Source organism: Luteococcus sp. H91, from assembly GCF_038433135.1.
Lineage (GTDB): Bacteria > Actinomycetota > Actinomycetes > Propionibacteriales > Propionibacteriaceae > Luteococcus.
Map to the genome: position 1 here is coordinate 295292 of NZ_JBCDMV010000002.1, position 22697 is coordinate 317988.

General features: G+C 69.9%; 22 protein-coding genes. 10 read left to right on the forward strand and 12 right to left on the reverse strand.

The features are described from left to right. Positions 1-182: 182 nt before the first annotated feature. Positions 183-1844 carry an FG-GAP-like repeat-containing protein gene (locus tag AAEX57_RS02060; protein WP_342090597.1) on the forward strand — a complete coding sequence of 554 codons (1662 nt, stop codon included), beginning with the start codon at positions 183-185 and terminating at the stop codon, positions 1842-1844. A 32-nt stretch (positions 1845-1876) separates the two neighbouring features. On the opposite strand, the gene AAEX57_RS02065 is transcribed toward AAEX57_RS02060, so the two are convergent. Continuing rightward, positions 1877-2803 (reverse strand): phosphotransferase family protein, encoded by a 927-nt coding sequence (locus AAEX57_RS02065; protein ID WP_342090598.1) that lies wholly within the window; start codon positions 2801-2803, stop codon positions 1877-1879. A gap of 77 nt (positions 2804-2880) precedes the next feature. Here AAEX57_RS02065 and AAEX57_RS02070 point away from each other — a divergent pair, with 77 nt between their 5' ends. Further along, positions 2881-3576 (forward strand): rhomboid family intramembrane serine protease, encoded by a 696-nt coding sequence (locus tag AAEX57_RS02070; RefSeq protein ID WP_342090599.1) that lies wholly within the window; start codon positions 2881-2883, stop codon positions 3574-3576. Positions 3577-3594: 18 nt separating this feature from the next. On the opposite strand, the gene AAEX57_RS02075 is transcribed toward AAEX57_RS02070, so the two are convergent. The 5 genes from AAEX57_RS02075 to AAEX57_RS02095 all read right to left on the reverse strand — a co-directional run bounded on the left by AAEX57_RS02075 (position 3595) and on the right by AAEX57_RS02095 (position 8273). After that, positions 3595-4215, reverse strand: a complete 621-nt coding sequence (locus AAEX57_RS02075) for a nucleoside/nucleotide kinase family protein (RefSeq protein WP_342090600.1) — start codon at positions 4213-4215, stop codon at positions 3595-3597. A 462-nt stretch (positions 4216-4677) separates the two neighbouring features. Beyond that, entirely contained in the window at positions 4678-5262 is a 585-nt protein-coding gene (locus AAEX57_RS02080) for a cobalt ABC transporter (RefSeq protein ID WP_342090601.1), read from the reverse strand. Next, positions 5262-6029, reverse strand: a complete 768-nt coding sequence (locus AAEX57_RS02085) for an energy-coupling factor transporter transmembrane component T family protein (protein ID WP_342090602.1) — start codon at positions 6027-6029, stop codon at positions 5262-5264. The genes AAEX57_RS02080 and AAEX57_RS02085 overlap by 1 nt, the downstream gene beginning before the upstream one ends. Further along, positions 6026-7651 carry an ABC transporter ATP-binding protein gene (locus AAEX57_RS02090; protein WP_342090603.1) on the reverse strand — a complete coding sequence of 542 codons (1626 nt, stop codon included), beginning with the start codon at positions 7649-7651 and terminating at the stop codon, positions 6026-6028. The genes AAEX57_RS02085 and AAEX57_RS02090 overlap by 4 nt, the downstream gene beginning before the upstream one ends. 4 nt (positions 7652-7655) lie before the next feature. Then, positions 7656-8273, reverse strand: a complete 618-nt coding sequence (locus AAEX57_RS02095) for an ECF transporter S component (RefSeq protein WP_342090604.1) — start codon at positions 8271-8273, stop codon at positions 7656-7658. Between the two features lie 328 nt (positions 8274-8601). Between AAEX57_RS02095 and AAEX57_RS02100 the strand changes: the two genes are divergently transcribed. Continuing rightward, positions 8602-9348 (forward strand): DUF998 domain-containing protein, encoded by a 747-nt coding sequence (locus AAEX57_RS02100; protein ID WP_342090605.1) that lies wholly within the window; start codon positions 8602-8604, stop codon positions 9346-9348. Here the strand turns inward: AAEX57_RS02100 and AAEX57_RS02105 are convergent. Further along, a complete protein-coding gene (locus AAEX57_RS02105; protein ID WP_342090606.1) occupies positions 9302-10168 on the reverse strand; it encodes an A/G-specific adenine glycosylase in 867 nt (288 codons plus the stop codon). The two genes, AAEX57_RS02100 and AAEX57_RS02105, sit on opposite strands and share 47 nt — an antisense overlap. Positions 10169-10298: 130 nt before the next feature. On the opposite strand from AAEX57_RS02105, the gene AAEX57_RS02110 reads away from it, so the two are divergent. Further along, positions 10299-11021: a DUF4232 domain-containing protein gene (locus tag AAEX57_RS02110; protein ID WP_342090607.1), complete on the forward strand. Its 723-nt coding sequence runs from the start codon at positions 10299-10301 to the stop codon at positions 11019-11021. A 7-nt stretch (positions 11022-11028) separates the two neighbouring features. Here the strand turns inward: AAEX57_RS02110 and AAEX57_RS02115 are convergent, their stop codons facing one another. Continuing rightward, positions 11029-12543, reverse strand: coding sequence for a GntP family permease (locus tag AAEX57_RS02115; RefSeq protein ID WP_342090608.1), 1515 nt, complete (start codon positions 12541-12543; stop codon positions 11029-11031). 84 nt (positions 12544-12627) lie between these two features. Here AAEX57_RS02115 and AAEX57_RS02120 point away from each other — a divergent pair, with 84 nt between their 5' ends. Next, complete coding sequence (locus tag AAEX57_RS02120) at positions 12628-13500, forward strand: LysR family transcriptional regulator (RefSeq protein ID WP_342090609.1); 873 nt, start codon at positions 12628-12630, stop codon at positions 13498-13500. A 9-nt stretch (positions 13501-13509) separates the two neighbouring features. On the opposite strand, the gene disA is transcribed toward AAEX57_RS02120, so the two are convergent. From disA to AAEX57_RS02140, 4 genes are all read right to left on the reverse strand, one after another. After that, positions 13510-14589 carry a DNA integrity scanning diadenylate cyclase DisA gene (gene disA, locus AAEX57_RS02125; protein ID WP_342090610.1) on the reverse strand — a complete coding sequence of 360 codons (1080 nt, stop codon included), beginning with the start codon at positions 14587-14589 and terminating at the stop codon, positions 13510-13512. Between the two features lie 242 nt (positions 14590-14831). After that, positions 14832-16220 (reverse strand): DNA repair protein RadA, encoded by a 1389-nt coding sequence (radA, locus tag AAEX57_RS02130; protein WP_342090611.1) that lies wholly within the window; start codon positions 16218-16220, stop codon positions 14832-14834. 116 nt (positions 16221-16336) lie between these two features. Then, on the reverse strand, positions 16337-16975 hold the full coding sequence (locus AAEX57_RS02135) for a VOC family protein (protein WP_342090612.1): 639 nt from the start codon (positions 16973-16975) through the stop codon (positions 16337-16339). Positions 16976-17087: 112 nt separating this feature from the next. Next, positions 17088-17864: a hypothetical protein gene (locus tag AAEX57_RS02140; protein ID WP_342090613.1), complete on the reverse strand. Its 777-nt coding sequence runs from the start codon at positions 17862-17864 to the stop codon at positions 17088-17090. A 78-nt stretch (positions 17865-17942) separates the two neighbouring features. On the opposite strand from AAEX57_RS02140, the gene AAEX57_RS02145 reads away from it, so the two are divergent. The 5 genes from AAEX57_RS02145 to proC all read left to right on the forward strand — a co-directional run bounded on the left by AAEX57_RS02145 (position 17943) and on the right by proC (position 22664). Beyond that, the gene (locus AAEX57_RS02145) at positions 17943-18761 is read left to right on the forward strand and encodes a sugar phosphate isomerase/epimerase family protein (protein WP_342090614.1); all 819 of its coding nucleotides are present in this window, start codon (positions 17943-17945) and stop codon (positions 18759-18761) included. Position 18762: 1 nt separating this feature from the next. Next, positions 18763-19725: a proline dehydrogenase family protein gene (locus AAEX57_RS02150; protein ID WP_342090615.1), complete on the forward strand. Its 963-nt coding sequence runs from the start codon at positions 18763-18765 to the stop codon at positions 19723-19725. Beyond that, the gene (locus AAEX57_RS02155; RefSeq protein ID WP_342090616.1) at positions 19722-20618 is read left to right on the forward strand and encodes a CPBP family intramembrane glutamic endopeptidase; all 897 of its coding nucleotides are present in this window, start codon (positions 19722-19724) and stop codon (positions 20616-20618) included. Before AAEX57_RS02150 ends, AAEX57_RS02155 begins: the two co-directional genes overlap by 4 nt. A 194-nt stretch (positions 20619-20812) precedes the next feature. Beyond that, entirely contained in the window at positions 20813-21862 is a 1050-nt protein-coding gene (locus AAEX57_RS02160) for an aspartate-semialdehyde dehydrogenase (protein ID WP_342090725.1), read from the forward strand. 1 nt (position 21863) lies between these two features. Continuing rightward, positions 21864-22664 (forward strand): pyrroline-5-carboxylate reductase, encoded by an 801-nt coding sequence (gene proC / locus AAEX57_RS02165; RefSeq protein ID WP_342090617.1) that lies wholly within the window; start codon positions 21864-21866, stop codon positions 22662-22664. Positions 22665-22697: the final 33 nt, after the last annotated feature.

A 22697-nucleotide genomic window follows, 5' to 3' on the forward strand; every position in this document is an offset into this window, starting at 1 on the left:
GAGCGGCGACGCGTGGGGCGGAGACCCTGCTGAAACGCCACCAGCCACAGGCAAGCACGAGGCGGGCATCCGGGGAGACCGGGTGCCCGCCCCGTGGCGTCCAGCGGGCAGGGGGCATGCCCCCTGGCACGCGGCATGGGGCAGACTGAAGCGTGCTTGGGGAGAACGAACGAGGAGCAGCCATGACGCGGTGTCGTTTCATCAGTAGGTCAGTTCTTGCAGTCTCGCTGGCGGCGGGGCTTGCTCTGTCCGGAGCGCCCGGCGCCTCGGCCCAGGACGACGAGCGCGAGAGCCCCACCCGACGGGCCGGGGCCGGTACGCTGCACCGTGGGATGGTGAGCGCGCAGGCCAGCACGGACATCACCCCCGCCGCCGCGGTGCAACGGCTCAACGCACACCGGGCCCGCTACGGCGTGAAGCCCATCGCGCTGGACACCTCCGTCACCACGGCGCTGAACAACCACGGCAAGTACGTCAACCTCAACGCCAACACCGACGAGGACTTCTACTCCGAGGAGAGCAATCTGCCCGGCTACACCCAGTCGGGGGCGGAAATCGCCCCCTACACGGAGGCGATGTCGGTGGGCAGCCTGACGGCCACCATCAATGGGATGATCAGCGATCCCTACCTGCGCACCAGCCTCGCGCTGGATCCCACCGCCACCAGGATCGGCTTCGGCGGCTACGGCCAGGTCCGTACCGTGGCCATGACCTTCACCGGCGAGCTGCCCACCGGCCATCCGCGCTCCTACCCGGCCGGCCACAATGTCACCGAGCTGCGCAACCAGGCGCCCTGGCTGGCCAGCACCGGCTGCTCCGGCACCGGATTCCCGATCACCGCAGCCTGGGACTACGGCGTCTACGGTGCGGTCAGCAAGGTCTCCGGCAGCCTGAGCGCCGACGGGGTGGGCGTGCCCACCTGCGTCGTGCCGGCCGAGTACATGACCGAGGCCGCCGGCGCGCTGGTGCCCGCCACCACCCTGAAGCCCGGTACCCACTACACCGGGCAGATCACCGCCACCCTCGGCGTGCTCGCCGGCGGCAGCAAGACCCTGACCCGCACCGTGGAGTTCACCACCGCCTCGCCGGCCACCGGGGTGGCGGGGGACCAGACCGGCGATCGCGTCGCGGACGTCTACACCGTCAACGCCGCGGGCGACCTCTTCCTGTACAAGGGACGCGCCGGCGGCCGCCTGGGCCACGGCTGGAAGATCGGTCACGGCTGGGGCAGCACCAACTGGCTCAGCCTGGCGGGCGACGTCAACAAGGACGGCCGCAGCGATCTGCTGGCCCGACGCACCGATGGCAGCATGTGGCTGTACCGTTCGCTCGGCACCGGCCAGTTCCGGGCCGGCACCAAGGTGGGCAAGGGCTGGGGCGCGCTGAGCGCCCTGACGGTGGTCGGCGACATGAACGGTGACAGGGTGACGGACCTGGTGGGACGCACCGCCGACGGCAGCCTGTTGCGCTACAACCTGAGCAGCACCGGGATCACCGGCCCCACCACCATCGGCAGCAAGTGGAATGGCATGCAGTACCTGATCGGCCCCGGATCCATGAATGGCGACGCCCGGGCGGACATCGTCGCGGTCCGCAAGGACGGCAAGCTCTTCGCCTATGCCAGCGATGCCAGGGGCCGGCTGACCGAGGGCAAGGAGGTGGGGCACGGCTGGACGGGCTGGACCGCGCTGTTCATCCCCGGTGACCTGAACGCCGATGGCCGGCTGGACATGATCGGCCGCAGCCCCGACGGTGTGCTGTACAGCTACCTGAACAAGGGCGGCTCCTGGGGCCCCAAGGTGAAGGCGGGAACCGGTTTCGGCGGCATGCGGCTGATGGCCTGAGGGGTTTTCACCCCGGCGACGTCGCTGGCGGGTCAGCCGTTCAGGGCCTCCAGCGACGTCAGCAGCCGCTGCCGTGCCCGCTCGGTCCCCGCTCCCTGGACGGCCGTGGGTCGCGCCGCGCCCTCGACGACGGCCACCAGCGCCGCATACAGCCGGTAGAGCGCGACCCGGGTCTGTCCCTGGGGCGACAGCTCGCCGGCCGAGCCGAGCCGCCCGGCCCCCAGCAGCGGATCGGCCCAGAAGACCCGGTCGGGCTGGACGATCCCCACCAGGTGGGCCTCGTCGTCCACCACCACGTCGTCCAGGCCGAAGGCCCAGGGGCAGAAGACCGGTGTGTCCACCTCGTCCAAGGCGGTCCCGTGGCTCAGCAGGGCGGCATGCACCCGGTCACGCTCCACCCCCAGCTCCACCCCCAGACGCTGGGCATCGGCCAGGGCATCCTCCACCAGGCCGCTGAAGGCGTCCTGCCAGGAATCCAGCGTGGGCTGCTGGAAGCGGCCGAATCCGTCGCCGGTGATGCCGTGCAGGGCCCGGGCGGCCCCGTCCAGCTCGGCGCGCAGGCCGGCCAGCTCCTGGTCGGTGGGGGTGAGCTGCGCCAGCGGCCGGCCCGGCAGGTACTCCCGGGCGTACCACTCGGCGCCCACCAATTCGTGGCTGTCGTCGTGGTGGTGCATCGCGGGTACCGGCACCCCGGTGTGCTCGGCGATCACCTGCAGCGCCTCCACCTCGCTGCTCAACAGATCCGCCTCGTGGGTCAGCAGCGGGGTCTGCTCGTCGGGGGCGATTCGCACCACCACCTGCTGTTCGTTGGCCAGCCGCGCCAGGTAGCCGCTGCTCGGTCCGGCGGTCACCAGCGCGACGGCGAAGTCATGGCCCGTCGGGGCCAGGGTGGGGCCGTAGGCGCTGCGCAGCATGCGCCGCAGATCGTCGGTGGTCAGGCGCTCGTCGGTGCGGTTCACAGGTCCCCTCGGTGGTGTCGATCCAGCCTAGCCCGGCCCACAGCAAACTCTTGGCTGGCACCCCTAGGGTTGTTCGCGTGACTGAACAATGGACGTCGGGAGTGGCCCAGCCGGCACGTCGCCAACGCCCGCAACTGGCCGTGGTGACCTGGAGCATCATTGCGCTGTGCGCCGCGGTGTGGCTGGGTGAACGGACCCTGCCCGGCTTCACCGAGCAGGTGGTGCTCAGCCCGGCGATCGGGCAGAGCGAACCCTGGCGGTACCTGACCTCGGCCTTCGCCCATGATCCGGGCGGCATCATGCACATCGCCTTCAACATGTTCGCCCTGTGGTCGGTGGGGCAGTGGATGGAGCTGTCGCTGGGCCGGGCCCGTTTCGCTGCCCTGTACCTGATCTGCGCGCTGGGTGGTGGCGTCGGCTACCTGCTGCTCGCCCAGCCCGGTGCCCTCAGTTGGTATGCCCCCGTGGTGGGGGCCTCCGGTGCCGTCTTCGGGCTCTTCGGCGCGTTGCTGCCGATGTACCGCCACATCGGAGCCTCGTCACGCTCCATGTGGGGCGTGCTGCTGATCAATGCGGTGATCTCCTTCACCATTCCCGGGATCGCCTGGCAGGCACACCTGGGCGGCTTCCTGACCGGACTGGCCGCCAGTCAGTTGATGATGACCGCGGTCAAGCGCACCTGGCAGGGCAAGCCCAATCGCACCTGGCCGTGGCTGGCCCTGGTCACTCTGCTGCTCGTGCTGGCCATGGTCGCCAAGTACGTCCTGGTCTGATCTGGCTGGCTGATCCGGTCAGCGGATGATCGCGTCCGCTCGCCCAATGGTCTCGGCCACCAGCCGCGCATTGCGGCCGTCGGTGCCCTCCAGTGCGCGTTTCCTGGCCTGGTGCGGATCCCGGCCGTGTGCGACGTGCCGGCTGACCAACCGATCCACCCGGAGATCCTCGTCGGGGGCCACGAACCAGACCTCGTCGCAGAGCTCGGCCGCCCGCAGCCAGGGGGCCTGGTCAACCAGCAGGTAGTTGCCCTCGGTGATCACCAGCCGGGCCGAGCCCGGCACCTCGATCGCTCCCGCGATGGCATCCTCGATCTCGCGCCGGAATTCCGGGGCCCAGACGCTGCGCTGGGTGGGTTCACGCACCCGCTCCAGCAGCGCGACATAGCCGTCGGCGTCGAAGGTGTCGATGGCGCCCTTGCGCTCCACGTCGCCGCGGGCCTCCAGCACGCTGTGGGCCAGGTGGAAGCCGTCCATCCCCACCACGACGCTGCCCGCAATCGCCCTGGCCAGCGCCGACGACAGGTGGGACTTCCCGGCCCCGGGAGAGCCGGCCAGCCCCAGCAGGACGCGGCCCGTGGTCTGGTCAAGCAGGGTTCGGGCCCGGGCGACGGCGCCGGCTTCGTCGAGCGTCAGCATGGCCGCCAGTCTAGGGAAGGTGCTGATCGGGGCTCGCCCGACTGTTCGTGCCCGGGCATGGCAACACCCGCGTACGCTTCGGGGGATGCGCTCGCGGGTGTTGCCTGTCCCGGCTGCGGCTCGGGGGATCCGTTCGCCGGGTTGTGCAGAGGCAGTCGGCTCGGGGGATCCGTCCGCCTCGGTTTGTGGGGTGACCCGCCGGCTCGGGGGTTCCTGCAGGTCAACCGGGTGAGACATTCCGAGTCGGGGGATTCGGCCTGTCTCGGTACAAGTTAGACGTTAGTCCAAATTGGGCTTGGGTGCACCTGTCCGGGGCGCCCGGACGGGCGGATCCCGGATCCCCGGCGACATCGACAGCCATCGATATTTGTCGCTGTAATGCCTTGTCAGCGTGCATTGTGCAAAATGTCACATGCTAGCTGTGATGGGCTGTTAACATGCCTGAGCTACTTCAGGGGAAGTTCAGCCTGTCGTCATAGTTTTCAGCGGGTTGAGGGCCTCCTGGCTGGCCTCGGGTGCCACCCTGATCACCAGCGTTGCCAGTAGCCACGGTCGGTTCAGCCGCCAGTGCTCGGCCTCCTGGGCGGCCCAACGATCCCACCACGGTGCGTAGCCATTCCCGTCGCGGGCCAGCGCGCGACGCTTGCGTTCCGCGTGCTCCAGTTCCAGCCAGATGCCCAACCCGGCCAGCGGTGCCGAAGCGACGCTCAGGGCGCCGCAGCCCTCCACCACCATCGGGCGGCCGGGATCCAGCTCCACCCAGTCGGCGGGACGGTTGCGTTCCCAGTCCCAGCGACGGTAGCCGGGGGTGGTGGGGTGCAGGATGTCGTCGACGACCATTCGGGAGCCGACCGCCAGCCCGTCCCAGCCGGGGTAGCAGTCGTCCAGGCTGACCAGCTGCACCTGCTCGGAGCACAACTCGCTCCAGTGTGCCTGGAGCCGGCGGGCGAAGCTGGTCTTGCCGGCCCCGGAACCGCCGTCGACCAGGATCCGGCGCAGCGGGCCAGTGACCCGGAGGCCCAGGCCACCACCATCAGCAGACACCATCAGGAGAGCACCGTCAGCAGGGTGCCGAAGTGCCAGGCGGCCAGCAGCGCGGCGGCCGCGATGGCGAAGGTCACGAGCACCGCGATGGCGTCGGGCCAGCCCACCATCGACGGCCGGGCCCAGGTGCGTTCGACTGGTCCGCCGAAGCCCTTGGCCTCCATCGCCGTCGCCAGCCGGCCGCCGCGGCGCAGCGCGAGCACCAGCAGCGAGAAGCTCATCAGTGCCCAGCGCTTGAAGCGCCCGGCGTCACCCAGGCCGCGGGCCCGCCGGGCCTGCCCCAGGGTGCGCCAGTCGTCGGTGAACAGCGCGAGCATCCGGAATCCCGCCAGACTGCCCAGCACGAAGCGCGAAGGCAACCGCAGCACTTGGGAGAGGCCGTCGGCCATCCGGGTGGCGTCGATGTCTGCCAGCAGAATCATTGCGGGCAGCGCCAGGGCGAAGATCCGGATGAAAAGGCTGATCGCCAGCTCGATCGAGTTGTCGCTGACGGTGATCGGCCCCCAGTGCCACCAGACTCGGCCGCCGCTCTCGCCATAGAGCAGCATGCTGACCGCGCCCAGCGGGGCGATCAGCACCAGCGGCAGCAGCCGGCGCAGGATCCGCAGCGGGGAGATGCCGCAGAGCACCAGCGCCACCGCCTCCAGCCCCAGGGCGACGGATGCGCTCACCCAGTCCAGCGTGATCATCAGCGGGATGCTGAGGACGATCGCCAGTACCAGTCGGGTGGCGGGATTGATCCGCTCCAGCAGGTTGTGTCCACGGCTCATGGCTGTGGCTCCAGCCTGATGTGGTGCTCGCCCAGGGTGGCGATGAAGTCCGCGTCGTGGGTGATGCTCACCACGGCGCGGCCGTCGGCCAGCATGGAGCGGACCAGCTCCACCATGTCCAGCCAGGTGTTGCGATCCTGCCCGAAGGTGGGCTCGTCCAGGAAGATCACCCGCGGGGCGGTGGCCAGCACGGTGCCGACGCTGAGCCGGCGCTTCTCCCCGCCGGACAGGGTGAAGGGATTGGCGCCGGCGATGCCGCCCAGGTGCAGGATGGCCAGCAGCTCGTCGGTCCGGGCGTCGATCCGCTGCGGGGTCCACGACGGGTCGGTTCCGGCCAGCGCGCGCAGCCCGACGGCAAGTTCATCACGCACTGTGGTGGCGACGAACTGGTGCTCGGGGCTCTGGAAGACCGTGCCGACGCGGGTCAGCAGATCCCGCGAGGCCCAGCTGCCGGGGTCGGTCCGGTCGATCCGGCGACGTCGGCTCCACCGGCCCAACTTGACCGTGGGGCTGGGCCACAGGCCCTGGTCGGCCACCACCCGGCCGTCGAGCTTGGGCAGCAGGCCGGCCAGGGTGAGCGCCAGGGTGGACTTGCCGGCGCCATTGGGGCCGGTGATCATCGTCGAACGACCGGCCGGGATGGCGACGTTGACGTCGTGCTGCACCGGATGGTCGGGGCTGTGGCCAATGGTGAGGTTCTCGGTGTGCAGGAAGTTGGCGACAGGGGAGGCCTCGACAGGCTCGGCCGCCGTGCTTGCGTTCCCGCGCAGGGAGCCGGCCACGATCGAGGCCCCGGGCAGGGGCTCAGCCACGACGGCCGAGCCTGTCGAGGCCCCCGGGGCCGCGGTGTTGGACACCACCGACAGCCGGTCCCGGGCGTCGGGCAGCGGTGTGCCGGGCACCCAGACGCCCGCGACCAGCAGGGCGTCGCGGTGCTCGGCGAAGACCCGGTCGGGGCTGCCGTCGGCCAGGATCCCGCCGCCGGGCGCCAGCACGATCACCCGATCAACCAGATCCGCCCACAGCTCCACCCGGTGCTCCACCACCACCAGGGTGGTGCCGCGTTCCCGCACCAGGGAATCGACCACGCCGCGCACCTCGCGCGCGCCCTCGGGGTCAAGGTTGGCGGTGGGTTCGTCCAGCAACAGCACCTGCGCCCGCATCGCCAGCGCCCCGGCGATGGTCAGCCGCTGCTTCTGCCCGCCGGACAGGGCAGTGGTGGGTCGGTCCAGACTGACGTCCAGCCCGACGGCGTCCAGGGCGTCGCGCACCCGCGGCCAGATCTCGTCGCGCGGGACGGCCAGGTTCTCGCAGCCGAAGGCGACCTCATCGCCCACCCGGGCCAGCACCACCTGGGTGTCCGGATCCTGCATCACCAGCCCGACGTGGCCGTGCATCCGGGTGGGGTGGCGGCCGTCCACCAGCAGCCGGCCGGCCTCCTCGCCCTCCGCGGCCCCGCCCAGCACCCCGGCCAGGGCGTGCATCAGGGTGGACTTGCCGGCCCCGGACGCGCCCAGCAGCAGGACCCGTTCGCCGTCGCCGATGGTGAAGCTGACGTCACGCACCGCCCAACCGCGGCGGCCGGCGTGCCGCCAACCCCAACCCTCGGCTACCAGGGGCATCCGCTCAGACGGCCTGACGTGCCTGGTTGCCGGACTCGAAGCGGTTCAGCGCACCTGCCGAAGCCAGCGCCTTGGTGAGCACGTGTGCCAGGCCGCCGGCCAGGACGGCCCCTGAGATCACCAGGCAGATGAAGTAGGTGGCGTTGTAGGTCAGGCCGTAGGCGTGATTGCCCTTCAGGTATTCGTAGGTGAAGGCGCCCAGCGCGGCGCCGATGCCGGAGAGGATCGCCACCGGCAGGTTCCACCGCCTCCAGGCGAAGATCGCGAAGACGATCTCCGCGCCAATGCCCTGCGCCAGGCCCGAGTAGAGGGTGGTGATGCCCCACTTGTTGCCCGGCAGCACGGAGACGGTGGCGGCCAGCGTCTCCACCAGCAGCGCCGCTCCGGGCTTGCGGATGATCAGGCCACCCAGCGGGCCGCCCAGGAACCAGACCCCGGCGATCAGCCCGGCCAGGCCGGGCAGCACGGCGTCGATCGGATCCCAGAAGCTGGCGATCGTGTTGTTGAAGGCCCAGAAGACCAGGCCGACGGCCACGCCCAGGACGGCGGCGACGACGATGTCCACCACCCGCCAGCCCTTGGTCTCGACGGGACGGGTGAGGTCTTCGGTGGTGCTGCTCATGTGTTGTGCCCTTTCCAAATGGGCACGGGTGACAGCCGACCCTCGGCTGCCGCAAGAGGCCTCCCTGCGCTGGCATGACCCAGATCAGGTTCGACGGTCGAAGGTGCGAAACCTTCCTCTCAGCCCGGTGCTCCGGACTCCCGTGTGCGTCGACCAAACTAGCAGGAGAGCGACGGGGGAAGCGTCCGGCACGCAGGGCTGGGCGGTCAGGGTTCCCTCAGCCGTGCCTCCTTCACCGTGTTTCCTCCACCGTGAGGCTGAGCCGGGCTCGACGGATCGGGTCCATGGGCCGATCCGGGGCGACCCCCGCGGAATCTACGCTGTTTGCATGGTGTGGACGCGCAAGGTCACGGGGCTGCTGCTGATGCTGGGCGGGTTGCTCTACTCCGTGTGGCTGCTGGAATTCCTGGTGCACACCGACCTGTCGCCGATCACGTCCTATGTCAGCGAGCTGGGCGCCGAGGGCGAACCCAATGCCTGGCTCTTCCGGCTGGGCGACACCTTGGCCGGCCTATCGCTGGCGGTGGCCGGTCTGGTCACCCTGCTGGTGCGACGACGCGACCGTCGGGGGCCCCGGGGCGAGCTGTGGATGTATCGGCTGTTGACCGTCTTTGGCATCGTCACAGTGCTGGACGCCAGTTTCCCGATGAGCTGCGTGGCCACCCGGGACCAGGCCTGTCACGCCCGGGAGGCCGCCGGCGCCGTGCCGTGGACGCACATCGCGCACGAGGTGACCAGCGTGCTGGCCGGCACCGCGCTGTGGATCGCCTTCCTTGTGCTGCTGTGGCGGCGTTCGCATCGCAGTTGCTGGATCGGCCGCCGCGGCCGACAGCTGCTGACCGGGCTGTTCATCGCCTGGATGGCCACCACGGCCGTCACCCTGGCGTTGCACCTGCCAGGCCTGCCGGTGGGTTTCCTGGGCGCGGTGCAACGGCTGGAACTGCTGTTCTCCGCGGCCCTGTTGCTGGTGCTGGGCTGGCGACGCTTTGACTCCTCCGAGCAACCGCTCGAACCGGAAGACAATCGGGTCACAGTCGCAGCAGACCCTGGTCGGCTCGCAGCAACTCGTCGTTGATCAGCCCGGACAGACTGCGTTCGGCCTGTTCCCGGTCCGCCCAGGCCTCCAGCGCCAGTTCGATCCGCACGCCGTCGGGATTCTGCCGGACCAGATCCAGCAGCACCCCACGGCACTGCCGGTCGGTGCCGTGCCAGGCCTGGGCTCGGCGGGGCGGTCCTTCGTGCCGCGGATAGCCGGCCGAGCGCCAGGCGCACAGCTCCCGTACCGGGCAGTCGTCGCAGCGCGGACTGCGGGCGGTGCAGACCAGGGCGCCCAGTTCCATCGAGGCCGCGGCCCAGTGGGCGGCCTGCGCCGGTGATTCGGGCAGCCAGCGCTCGGCGTCGCGCCACTCCGCGACGGTGGCCGACTGCGGTGGGAACTGTTTGCCCTGTTCCAACCGGCACAGCAGCCGACGAATGTTGGTGTCCAGCACCACGGCGCGGCCGCCGAAGGCGAAGGAGTGGATGGCGGCCGCGGTGTACTGGCCCACGCCGGGCAGCGCCCGGAGCTCGTCCAGCCCCTGCGGGACGCGGCCGCCGTGGCGCTCGCTGATCACCGTCGCCGCCCGGTGCAGCCGTTGTGCCCGACGCGGATAGCCCAGCCGCCCCCAGGCCGCCACCGCTGCGCCCGGTTCCTCCGCCGCCAGGTCGTCGGGCTCGGGCCAGCGCTCCAGCCACTCCTGCCACGGGCCGAGCACCCGGCTGACCGGGGTCTGCTGCAACATGAACTCGCTGACCAGCACGCCCCACGGGGTCGAACTGCGCCAGGGGAGGTCTCGTCGGTTCTCGTCGAACCACGCACCCACCCGCCGCACCGCGTCAGCCCTGTCCAGAGTCACCCGGCCATGGTAGGGCCCGTTGTTGGAGAACCCGGCTGGGACGGGGCTCGTCGGTCTGTGCGTGCGGGCGCGATCGCCTGTTAGGGCGTGGTTCCCGGGGATCGCCGGGCAATTCCCTACGATCGGTGCCATGAACTCGGTGAGGCACCCGGCGGGCCCGGAAGACGCGAACACCTACTGGCTGCGGCGCGGCATCGTGATCGGTGCGCTGCTGTTCTCCTTGGTGCTGATCTGGTGGGTGCTCTCCGGGTTGTTCGGTGGGGGTGACAAGGGTACGGTGGCCGCCACCCCGCAGAACCCGTCGGCGCTGAACACCGCCGGGGGAGCAACCCCCACCCCCTCGGCCACCCCCACCCCCTCGGCCACCCCCAGCGGCTCCGCCTCGGCAACGCCCAGTGCCTCGGGCTCACCGTCCGCGAGCGCGTCCTCGGCCAGCCCGACTCCGACCCCGACGCCCACCGAGGTCACCACCTGCGGCTCCGACGGCCTGACGCTGTCCATCGACGGGGACAAGGCGCCGAAGGTGGGTTCCAGCGTCGCCTTCAAGGTGGGCATCTCCAATGGCGGCAGCAATGCCTGCAAGCTGGATCTGGCCAAGGCGCCGGTGCAGGTGGCCGTCACCTCCGGTGCCGACCGGATCTGGAGCAGTGTGCACTGCGCCAAGTGGGCCCCGGCCGGCGAGGTGGTGGAACTCGCTCCCGGCAAGGGCATCACGGCGTCGGTGAGTTGGCCCGGCAAGCGCTCGGCCGACGGCTGCACCCTTCGACCCGACAAGCTGCTGCCCGGTACCTACCGGGCGACGGTAAGCGCCGACGGCGCCCAGCCCGACACCATGGTGATGAATCTGAAGTGACCTGGGTTCAGAAGGAGCCAAAGGCCATCACCACGGGGATCAGGGTGGCGACGGTGAGCACCGGGATCAACAGCGTCACCATGAAGATGTCCTTGTAGGACTCGCGATGGGTGAGGCCGCAGACCAGCAGCAGCGTGATCACGGCGCCATTGTGCGGCATCGAGTCCAGACCGCCCGAAGCCATCGCGGTGATCCGGTGCATCGCCTCCAGGCTGACTCCCTGCTCGAGCGCCATCCGCTTGAACTCCTCGCCCATGGCGTTTAGGGCGATGGTCATGCCACCGGACGCGGAACCCGTGATTCCGGCCACCACCGAGGTGGAGACCGCCGAGGCGATCAGTGCACTGCCGCTGACGCCCAGGATGCCGTCGCGGATGATCGCGAAGGCGGCGGCGCTGGCGATCACGGCGCCATAGCCCACCTCGGAGCCGGTGGTCAGGATCGGGATGAAGGCATTCTTCACGCTGTCACCCATCACCTTCCAGAGCAGACCCAGCTTGCGGAAGTTGAGCAGCAGCACCGTCAGTACCGAGGCCAGCATGGCCACCAGGGCCGCCCAGACCGCCAGCCGGTTGCCCAGGGTGGCTCCCTTGTACGGCTCCTGCTCCAGGAAGCCCCAGTCCATCGAGGGCAGCACCCACTTGGTGCAGACCAGGTTCACGGTGAACATCACCAGCAGCGGGATGAAGGCCAGCCCCGGATGCGCGGGGGTGAGCAGCGCATGGGTGGAGGCCTCGGTCACCTCGGCGTGGCTGTCCACGGCCTCCCCATGGGTGACCTTCGCCTTCTCCGTCTCGGTGGGGGCCGCGAAGTGCTCACCGGCCTTGGCCAGCTGGCGGCTGCGGTAGGTCAGCCAGGCCAGGGAGCTGAACAGCATCATCGCGCCACCCAGCAGGCCAAGACCGGGGGCGGCGAAGGCACTGGTCTCGAAGGCATTGCCGGGAATGATGTTCTGGATCTGCGGGCTACCGGGCAGGGCCGTCATGGTGAAGGTCAGGCTGCCGACGGCGATGGTGGCGGGCATCAGGCGGCGGGGAATGTCCGCCTGACGGAAGAGTTCCAGGGCCAGCGGGAACATCACGAAGACCACCACATAGGTGGAGATGCCGCCATAGGTCAGCAGGCCGGAGGTCAGGGCAGTGGCCACGAGGGCGTGCCTGGCGCCGAAGGTGCGAGCCAGGATCTGCGCAATCGCCTTGGCATAGCCGGCGGTGGTCATCAGGCCGCCGAAGATGGCTCCGGTCGCGAACAGGGGGAAGTAGTTGCGCACGAAGTTGCCCAGCGCCGGCATGAAGATCTCGGTGTAGCCGGGCAGCAGCGGGGCCCCGGACATCGCCATCGCGAAGAAGGCGCAGATGGGGGCGGCGAGCACCACCGACACACCCCGGTAGGCGAGCACCATGAGCAGGAGCAGGGACATGATGATGCCGATCAGGCCGAGGATCATGGATTCGTCCGTTCCCGGAGCCGTCCGGGCTTCGGTGCCCGAGGCTTCGTCGTCAGTGCTGGCGGTGCGAGTCATCCTGCTGGGCGCCAGCCCGGCGCGCAATGACCAATATCGCGACGCCGTTGTGCGAATCTGCAGAACCGCGCAAGAATCCTGTTCATGAATGCCGATGACCTGGTGGTGCTGCTGGAGGTGGCCCGGGCGGGAACCCTCAGCGGCGCGGCCCAGGCCCTGGGGCTGAACCACACCACGGTGGCTCGGCGGATCCACCGGCTGGAGGCGCAGATCGGCTCACCGGTGCTGGCCACCGGCGCCCAGGGCAGTTACCTCACGGCTCGGGGCCGGGCGCTGCTGCCCGCCGCGGAGCAGATTGAACGCTCCGTGCTCGAGGCCCGCTCCACCGCCGCCGGGGTGGATGATCTGGTGGGTCTGGTCCGGGTTTCCGGCCCCGAGGCCTTCGCGGTCTGCTTCATCGCCCCGGCGGTGGCGGCGGTGCGGGCGCGGCATCCGGGTTTGGAGGTGGAGGTGACCACCGCGACCCGGCCCCTGCTGCAGGGCAGCCAGGCCGACGTGGAGATCGGTCTGGCGCGCTCCACGGCCCGGCGTGCCGGGGTGCTGGAACTCTCCCCTTACACCTTGGGGCTGTATGCCAGCGCGGAGCACCTGTCCCGATGCCCGGCGCCGCGCTCCCGCTCGGAACTGGCGGAACACTCCCTGGTCTACTACGTCGAAGGGTTGCTGCGGGTGGAGGACCTGACCTTGCTGCCACGGCGCGCGGTGGCGGTGGGATCCACCAGCGTCTTCTTCCAGCTGGAGGCCACCAGACGTGGCGCCGGGCTGGGCCTGCTGCCTCGCTTTCTGGCCGACCGCCACTCGGATCTGGTTCCGGTGCTGGCCGACGAGGTCCGCCCCACCCTCACCTTCGTCGCCGCCCTCGCCCCCGGCCAGTTGCGTCGGGCCGGTGCCCGCGCCGTCCTGCAGGCCATCCGCTCCGAGGTCCGGGAGCGCCGCAAGGAGTTGCTCCCGCAGTGAGCCGGGGCCTCAGTCGAGCCGCTCCGCATTGGCGGCGTCGGCGATCCGGGCCAGGCCCTCGCGCACGACCCGGGCACGGCCCTCCCCGATGCCTTCCACCTCCAGCAGGTCCGCCGTGGTGGCCCCCATCAGCGCCTGCAGGCTGCCGAAGTGCTCCACCAGGCGACGCCCCAGACCCAGGGGGATACGAGCGAGCTGGCCGATCTGGCGGTAGCCGCGCGGTTCCAGCCGGGTCTCCAGATGCATCCCGTCGCCGAAGCCCATGGTGCGGGCCACCATGCTGAGCTCCAGCAGCTCGTCTGAGTCCAACTGCTCCAGGGCACCCACCCGGAAGCTGACCTCGTCCTGCCCCGCGGGTCGGTAGTCCAGTTCCAGTGCGGTGGCCAGCTCGTCGACTCCCAGGGTCAGCTCGGCCAGCTGCATCGCCAACAGTCGCCCGTCGACGCCGAGTGCGGCCACGCCGGCCCGAAGCTCCCGATCCAGGCGTCGGATCATCTCGATCCGCTGGGCCACCTGACTGACCTCCTTGACGGTGGCCTGGTCATGCACCTCCATCGCGGAGAGCACCCGGGTGGTCTGCTGCAGGCGCTCCCGGTAGCGGGTGAGCGTCGCGAGGGCCTGGTTGGCGCGCGAGAGGATCACCTCGGAGGTCTCCACCGCATGCCGTTGCCCGTCCAGGAAGAGCGCGATGGTGGACATCGACGCGGAAACCGTCACCACCGGCATCCCGCTCTGCTGGGCGATCCGGTCGGCCGTGCGGTGCCGGGTTCCGGTCTCGACGGTGGGCAGTGCGCCGTCGGGGACGAAGTGCACTCCGGCCGCCAGGATCCGCTCGAAATCCGACGACAGCACGATCCCGCCGTCCATCTTGGCCAGCTCGCGCAGCGCGGTGGGGGTGAACTGCACGTCCAGCGCGAAGCCGCCGGTGCTGATCTGCTCCACCTTCGGATCATTGCCCAGTACCACCAGGGCACCCGTGCGGCCGCGAAGGATCCGCTCCAGTCCCTCCCGCAGCGGCGTTCCGGGAGCCAGCAGCGCGAGGTAGCGACGGGGTCTGGCCTGGAGCTCTGCGGAGGTGGGTGCTGCCATGGGGGCGATCCTATCCAGCCAGTCGGGGTGCAACGGACCCGTGGGGCACTTGACGCGAGTCCGGTCCATCCATTAATTTCACCGATATAATCCAGATCAAATGTGGCGTCGAGGTGGTCGCCACGGATTTCCAGGACGCCTGCCTTGTCAGCAGGGACTCACTGATCGACCCGCCGCGCAGCCACCGCGGCGGGTCGTTCGGATTCTGCGGGCAGGTGGCCTGGGCCCCGACCGGCCCGTCCTCACGACTTGGGCCGGCGCTTCAGGCCGAGCACGCCCAGGGCTTCCGCGACGCTGGCCACCTCCACCACCTTCAGCCCGCCCAGCGGCGGCACCTTCTGGGTGGTGTCCCGGGAACGGGCCGGAACGATGGCCAGTTCGAAACCGAGCCGGCCGGCCTCCTGCAGCCGTCGCTCCAGGCCCGGGGTGCGACGCAGGTCACCCGCCAACCCCACTTCGCCGACCGCCAGCACCCGTTTGGGGAAGTTCACCCCCAACTGTCCTGAGGCCACCGCGACGGCAATCGCCAGATCCGCGCACGGATCCGCCACCCGGGCGCCACCCACCGTCGCGACGTAGACATCCTTGGCGGCCAGACTGATCCCCGCCCGGGTCTCCAGCACCGCCAGGATCATCGCGACCCGGGAGGACTCCACCCCGTTGGTGGTGCGCCGCGGGTTCTTCTCATTGGTCGCCTGCGCCACCAAGGCCTGCACCTCTGCCAGCAGCGGACGGCGCCCCTCCATCGTGACGGTGACGCAGGTGCCAGGCACGGGCTCCTCCTGATGGGTGGTGAACAGCCCCGACGGGTCCGGCACCTCCACGATCCCGCGCTCACCCATCTCGAAGCAGCCCACCTCGTCAGCCGGTCCGAAGCGGTTCTTGGCGGCCCGCACCATCCGGAAGCCGGAATGCCGATCGCCCTCGAAGTTCAGCACCACGTCCACCAGGTGCTCCATGGTGCGCGGCCCGGCGATGTTGCCGTCCTTGGTGACATGCCCGACGATCACCACGGCCATTCCGCGTCGCTTGGCCACCCGCACCAGGGCGCCGGTCACCTCCCGCACCTGGGTGACGCCGCCGGGGGAGCCGTCGGCCTGGGCGGTGCCGATGGTCTGCACCGAATCCAGCACCATCAGGCTGGGCTCCACCTCTTCCACGTGGCCCAGCACCGTGCCCAGATCGGTTTCGGCCGCCAGATAGAGCTCGTCGCCCAGGGCACCGGTGCGATCCGCCCGCAGCCGCACCTGCGCCGCCGACTCCTCGCCGCTGACGTAGAGCGTGCGTCGGCCGGCGCTGGCCCACTTGGCCGCCACCTCCAACAGCAGGGTCGACTTGCCGACGCCCGGTTCGCCCGCCAGCAGCACCACCGCGCCCGGCACCAGCCCGCCGCCCAGCACCCTGTCCAACTCGCCGATCCCGGTCAGGTGACGACGGGTGGCATTGGTGGGCACCTGGTTGATCGGGATCGCCTTGGCGGTCGGCAGGCTGGAAGCCACCTCCGCCAGCTTGGGCGCACCCCGCTCGGCCACGCTGCCCCAGGCCTGGCACTCGCCACAGCGACCCACCCAACGCGTCGATGTCCACCCGCACTCGGTGCAGGCCCACTGGTCTTCCTTCGTCTTTGCCACGCACCAGACCCTAGAACAGCCCTCCGACAAAAGGCCCGGGGAAGCACTCCGGCGCGGTTCCCTTAGTGAGGAACCGCGCCGAATGGCTTGTCAACTGCCAATTGGGTGCCGGGGGATCAGATCCGGACGATGCCCTTGTTCGGGGTCTGGAAGGTGATCGCGTCCATACCGGGCTGGCCATTGGGAGCGGTGAAGTTCAGCTCGATCCCGTCGAACTCGTCGCCCAGCTCGATGCCCAGCCAGTCCTCCATCCGCGGCTTGGAACCGGCGATGTCCATCTTCAGGACGTCGATCTCGCCGGGCAGGGCGCTCGGCAGCACCGAGTGGTCGGATTCCCACTGCAGGAAGTAGGGCAGCTGCGGATCGGCCATCAGGCCCTTGATCCCCACCTGCTTCCACTCCAGCAGCCGGCCGTCGGGGAAGTGGCGCGAGCCCTCCACGGCGCTGCGGCCCAGCCGCTGTTCGTACAGGCTGATGTCGTCCACCGAGATCACCCAGCCGAGCCAGCCGCCGCCCATCTCGGTGCGGGCGCGCACGGCCTGGCCGAAGAGCGCCTTGTCGGCGGCCGGGTGCTCCAGCACCTCGACGATCTCCAGGTAGCGGTCATCGGCAAGGGGGAGGATGTGGTTGCGCGTGCCGAACCGCGGGTGGAAGCCACCATCCTTGAACTGGGCGCCAAGAAGGTCGCCCAGACGCTCTACCTCAGCTTTGAGGCCTGCGGGTCCAGCTGCGAAAACGAGGTGGTCGACATGCATGAGTTCATTCTTGCGGTCTTGGGGGCCGATCACGAAACTGGGGCTGTCAAACCCGGCTGACAAGGCGCGGGAGAGCAAACATCTGGCGCTATGGGGGCCCTTGGCCGGGCGTTCAGCCGCCCGCGGGGTGCCGCAGCACACCCGCCTCGCCATGCTCGTCGATCAGGCGGCACAGCTCGTCATAGGCGCCCTGACCGAGCAATTCCACCAACTCGTCGCGGCAGGAGAGGTAGACCGGGCGGGCGCCCACATGCGCCGTCGGGTTGGAGGTGCAGTACCAGTCCAGATCGGCGCCACCCGCGCCCCAACCCTCCCGGGTGTACTCGCCGATGGTGATCTCCAGCAGGGGAGTGCCGTCGACCCGCTCCAGGTGCCGGTAGGTGCGCCGGATCGGCAGTTGCCAGCAGACGTCGGGTTTGGTCTGGATCGGGCTGAGCCCCTCGCGCAGCGCCAGACCGTGCAGCGCGCAACCGGCACCGCCCGGGAAGCCGGGTCGGTTCTGGAAGATGCAGGCGCCGTCCAGCACCCGGGTCTTGCGCCCGGGCAGGGCATCCTCGTCATCGGGATCCGGATCGGCATCCGGATCGTCCTGGGCCCAGTCCTGCTGCCCGGCGGTGAAGTTCTGCCACGTCTGTGGGGTGAGCCGGGCAACGTGCCCCGCCACCCGGGCCTCGTCGGCGGGTTCGCTGAAGTGCGCGCCCAGCACGCAACAGCCGTCGTCCGGCCGCGACGCGTCGATCCCCGGGCAGCCCGCACCAAAGATGCACGTCCAGGACGAGGTCAGCCAGGTCAGGTCACAGCGCACGATCTGGTCCTCATCGGCGGGGTCGACGAATTCCACCCAGCTGCGCGGGAAGCGACGGGTGATCTCCACGGGGACGCCATTCACGGCAGGCACCCTACCCGCGGGACGCCAACATCCGTGGCAGGTCGGGCGGCGGCTCCCGGCAGCGGCTAGTTTGGTGACGTGAGCCAGACCTCGAACCAGGAAACCCGTGCCGTCAGCCCGGCCAAGCTGGGTCTTTCCACCAGCTCGGTCTATCCCGAGTCGACGGCCTCGGGTTTCGAGGTGGCCGCGGCGCTCGGCTGGGACGGCGTCGAGGTGATGGTGGGCATCGACCCGCTGGCCGCCGACATCGACCGGGTGGAGGCGCTGCGCGACTACCACCAGGTGCCGGTGATGGCCATCCATGCGCCCTGCCTGCTGGTCACCCAGGGCACCTGGGGCACCGACCCGTGGGATAAGCTGGAACGTTCTGCCGAGGCGGCCCGCCGGTTGGGTGCCAGCGTCGTCGTCGTGCATCCGCCCTTTCGTTGGCAGGCCAGCTATGCCCGCAACTTCGTCGAGGGGATCCGACGGCTGAACCAGGAGACCGGGGTGATCTTCGCCGTCGAGAACATGTACCCGTGGCGCACCCCCGGCACCCCCTTCCAGGCCTATGTGCCCAGCTGGGATCCCACCGAGCTGCCCTATGAGCACCTCACCCTTGACCTCTCGCACGCCTCCACCGCCAAGAAACAGTCGCTGGACTACCTGGAGGCCTGGGGGCCCCGGCTCAAGCACGTGCACATCACCGACGGCGCCGGCTCCCTGATGGATGAGCACCTGCTGCCCGGCGAGGGTGACCAGCAGGCCTTCGAGCTGCTGCACCGGCTTGCCGAGCGGCGCTTCGACGGGCATGTGGTGCTGGAGGTGAACACCCGCAAGGCCGGTTCCCGGGCCGCGCGGGAGGAGATGCTGGCCAGCTGCCTGGCGGATCTGCGCACCCACCTGGGGCAGGCCTGACGTGGCCGACGAGGACGTCACCCGGCCGCTCGGCCGGCTCAGCCACTCCCTGCTGCGGCTCGGCGAATCCCAGCGCGCCCATCGCGTCGTCACCTCAACCCCTGCTGTGCGGGAGGTGGTGGGCCGCTTTGTCGCCGCGGAGGAGGTAGACGACGCCCTGCGGCTGGTGGCCCGGGATCAGCGCAAGGGACTGAGCGCCACGCTGGAGCCCCTGCTGCCCGCCGCCACGGATCGGGAGCAGGCCAGCCGAGCCCGCGGCGCCTACCTGGGCCTGCTGGATTCGCTCGCCCGGGCGGGGCTGGGGCAGGCCGCCGAGGTGACCGTGAAGCTCTCCACCCTGGGGCAGGGGATGGCCCGCGACGGGCAGCGGCTGAGTACCACCAACCTGGCCGAGGTGTGTGCCGCCGCGCGCAATGCCGGTAGCCAGGTCACCCTTGACCTGGAGGACCACCGCACCACCGACGCCACCTTCGCCACCTTCGAGGCGCTGCACCAGGACTTTCCTCGGCTGGGCGTCACAGTGCAGAGCCAACTGCGCCGCAGCCTGGCCGACAGCCGCTGGCTGGCCACCATTCCCGCGCGGGTGCGGCTGTGCAAGGGCGGCTATTCCGAGCCGCGCATCATCAGCCTGGCCAGCCGGGAAGAGATCGACGCCAATTTCGCCGAGTGCACCGCGGTGCTGATGGCGGGCAAGGGCTACCCGATGATCGCCACCCATGACCCTCACCTGGTGGCCGTCGCCGACGAGCAGGCCGCGGCGCACCATCGGGGTCGGCAGGACTACGAATTCCAGATGTACTACGGGGTTCGCCCCTGGGAGCATCGACGGCTGGTGGACACCGGGCACCGGGTGCGGGTGCACCTGCCGATCGGCCGCGACTGGTACGCCTATCTGGTGCGACGGGTGGCCGAGCGTCCCGCCAATGTGATGCCCCTGCTGCGGGCCCTGGTGACCCGCCGATGACCCCCGAGCAGTCAGCCCGGATGCCCGAGCACAACCCAACAACGATGCCCGAGCCTGTCGAGGGCCCCGAGGCTCCCGAGGGCCACGGCGTCGAGCCAAGCCAACCCCGTTCCCCGAGCCCGTCGAGGGGCGAGCACCGCCTGCGCCGGCTGCTGCTGATCGAGGCCGCCATCCTGCTGGCGCTGTCCCTGGGGCAGTCGGCCATCTACTCCATCCTGCGGATCATCGAGCGGCTCACCCGGCAGGTGGCGCTGAACCAGCAGACCAGCTCGCTGAACCAGGCCGCCACCCCGGACCGGCCCTGGCTGAGCGCGCTCTACCAACTGGTCGATGTGGCCTTCCTGGCCGTTCCGGCGCTGCTGGCGCTCTACCTGCTGCGCACCGTCGCCCACCCGCGCGGCGGGGTGCGCCGGGTGCTCGGGCTGGGGGTCGACGGTGTGCGCAAGGACCTGCTGTGGGGCTTCGCGATCTTCGCGGGGATTGGGATCCCCGGCCTCGGCCTCTATCTGGGCGCCCGGGCGCTGGGGTTGAACACCACGGTGCAGGCGGCCAACCTGGGCCAGTACTGGTGGACCATCCCGCTGTTGGTGGCCTCGGCGGCCGCCAATGCGGTGCTGGAGGAGTTCGTGATGATCGGCTACCTGTTCACCCGGGCCCGCCAGGCGAAGGTCGCGCCCCTGGTGGTGCTGCTGGTCTCGGCCGTGATCCGCGGCAGCTACCACCTCTACCAGGGCTTCGGCGGCTTCGTGGGCAATGTGGTGATGGGGGTCATCTTCGGCCTCTGGTTCACCCGCACCAAACGGCTGTGGCCGCTGGTGCTCGCCCACTTCCTGCTGGATGTGGCCAGTTTCGTCGGGTACGCACTGCTCGCGGGCCGGGTCTCCTGGCTCTGAACATGAGGCCAGATCACTCGGGGTTGCACAAGTTGGCAATCTTTTGAGGATTTGAACGAGTCAAAACGATTTCTGTGTCAGCCAGGCTGCCAACTTGTGCGGCACCCGGGCGGCGGGGGCCGGCCGTCGGACAGTCCAGGCCCGTCTGCCTGTCACATGGGACGCGCGGGGAGCCGAGCGGCGCAGCACGTAGGCTGGCTCCCATGCGCGTAGGAGTCTTTGGAGCAACCGGCCAGGTGGGTGGCGTCATGCTGACGCTGCTCGAAGAACGCAACTTTCCCGTCGACGAGTTGAGGCTCTTTGCCTCGGCCCGCTCCGCCGGCAAGAAGATCGCCTTCAAGGGCCAGGAGGTGACGGTGGAGGACACCGAGACCGCCGACTTCACCGGCCTGGACATTGCCCTGTTCAGCAATGGCGGCTCCACCTCCAAGCGGATCGCGCCCAAGGTGGCCGCCGCGGGCGCCATCGTCGTGGACAACTCGTCGGCCTGGCGGCTGGATCCTGAGGTGCCGCTGGTGGTCAGCGAGGTCAACCCGGAGGACGCCAAGAATCCGCCAAAGGGGATCATCGCCAACCCCAACTGCACCACCATGGCCGCGATGCCCGTGGTCAAGCCGCTGCACCAGGCCGCCGGCCTGAAGCGGCTGGTCGTCGCCACCTACCAGGCGATCTCCGGTTCCGGCGGCGAGGCCGTGGTCAATGCCGAGCGGCAATTCCGCGTCGGCGTCGAATCCGGCAGGCTCGACGAGCTGCGCCTGGACGGCTCCGTGATCGACTTCGGTGACCCGGCGCCGTACGTGAAGCCGATCGCCTACAACGTGCTGCCGATCGCCGGCAACCTGGTGGACGACGGCACCGGCGAGACCGACGAGGAGCAGAAGCTGCGCAATGAGTCGCGCAAGATCCTGCACCTGCCCGATCTGCTGGTGGCCGGCACCTGCGTGCGGGTTCCCGTGCTCAGTGGCCACTCGCTGGTGGTGCACGCCGAATTCGAGAAGGACATCACCCCCGAGCAGGCCACCGAGATCCTGTCGAAGGTCGAGGGCGTTGAGCTGATGGACGTCCCCACCCCGCAGGATGCAGCCGGTCAGGATCCGTCCTATGTCGGCCGCATCCGGCGCGACCAGTCCGCGCCCGAGGGCAAGGGCCTGGTGCTCTTCCTGTCCAACGACAACCTGCGCAAGGGCGCCGCCCTGAATGCGGTGCAGGTGGCCGAGATTGTCGCGGCCAACCTGAAGGGCTGAGATGCGGATCGCCCTGATCGGCGTCGGCAAGATGGGCGAGGCCGTGCTGAGCGGCCTGGCCGCGGCCGGGAGTCATGACCTCGTGGTGGTCAATCGCCGCCCGGAGCGCGACGCCGAACTGGTGGAGCGCTACGGCGTCACCGCCGCACCGCTGACCGAGGCGGTGCCCGGCAGCGACGTGGTGGTGGTGGCCGTCAAGCCCAAGGACGTGCCGGCCATGCTCGACGAGCTGTCGCCGTCCCTGGGCGAGGACGCCGTGCTGGTCAGCCTGGCCGCCGGCCTGCCGATCCCGGTGATGCGCCGTCACCTGCCCGAACAGACCGCGGTGGCGCGGGTGATGCCCAATACACCGTCGTTGGTGGGGCGGGGGATGAGTGTGATCTCCGTCGACGAGTCCGTCACCGACGAACAGCTCGGCCGGGTGCGCGAGGTGATGGCTGCCTGTGGCGAGGTGCTGGTGGTGCCCGAGGGTCAGCAGGACGCGGTGACGGCGGTCTCCGGCTCCGGCCCGGCGTACATCTTCGCCGTCGCCGAGGCGATGATCGAGGCGGGCGTGCAGCTGGGCCTGCCCCGGGAGGTCGCCACCCGGCTGGCCAACCAGACCATCCTGGGGGCTGGCACCATGCTCACCGAATCCGGCGAGCACCCCAGCATCCTGCGGGAGAACGTCACCTCACCCGGCGGCACGACCGCTCAGGCGCTGAAGGTGCTGGACCAGCGCGCGGTGCGGGCCGCCTTCGCCGAGGCGATGCAGGCCTGCCACGACACATCCGCCGCCATGGGCCGGGCCGCGCTGGGTTGATTGGCGCTGGGTGGGCCCCGCAACACGCTCGGG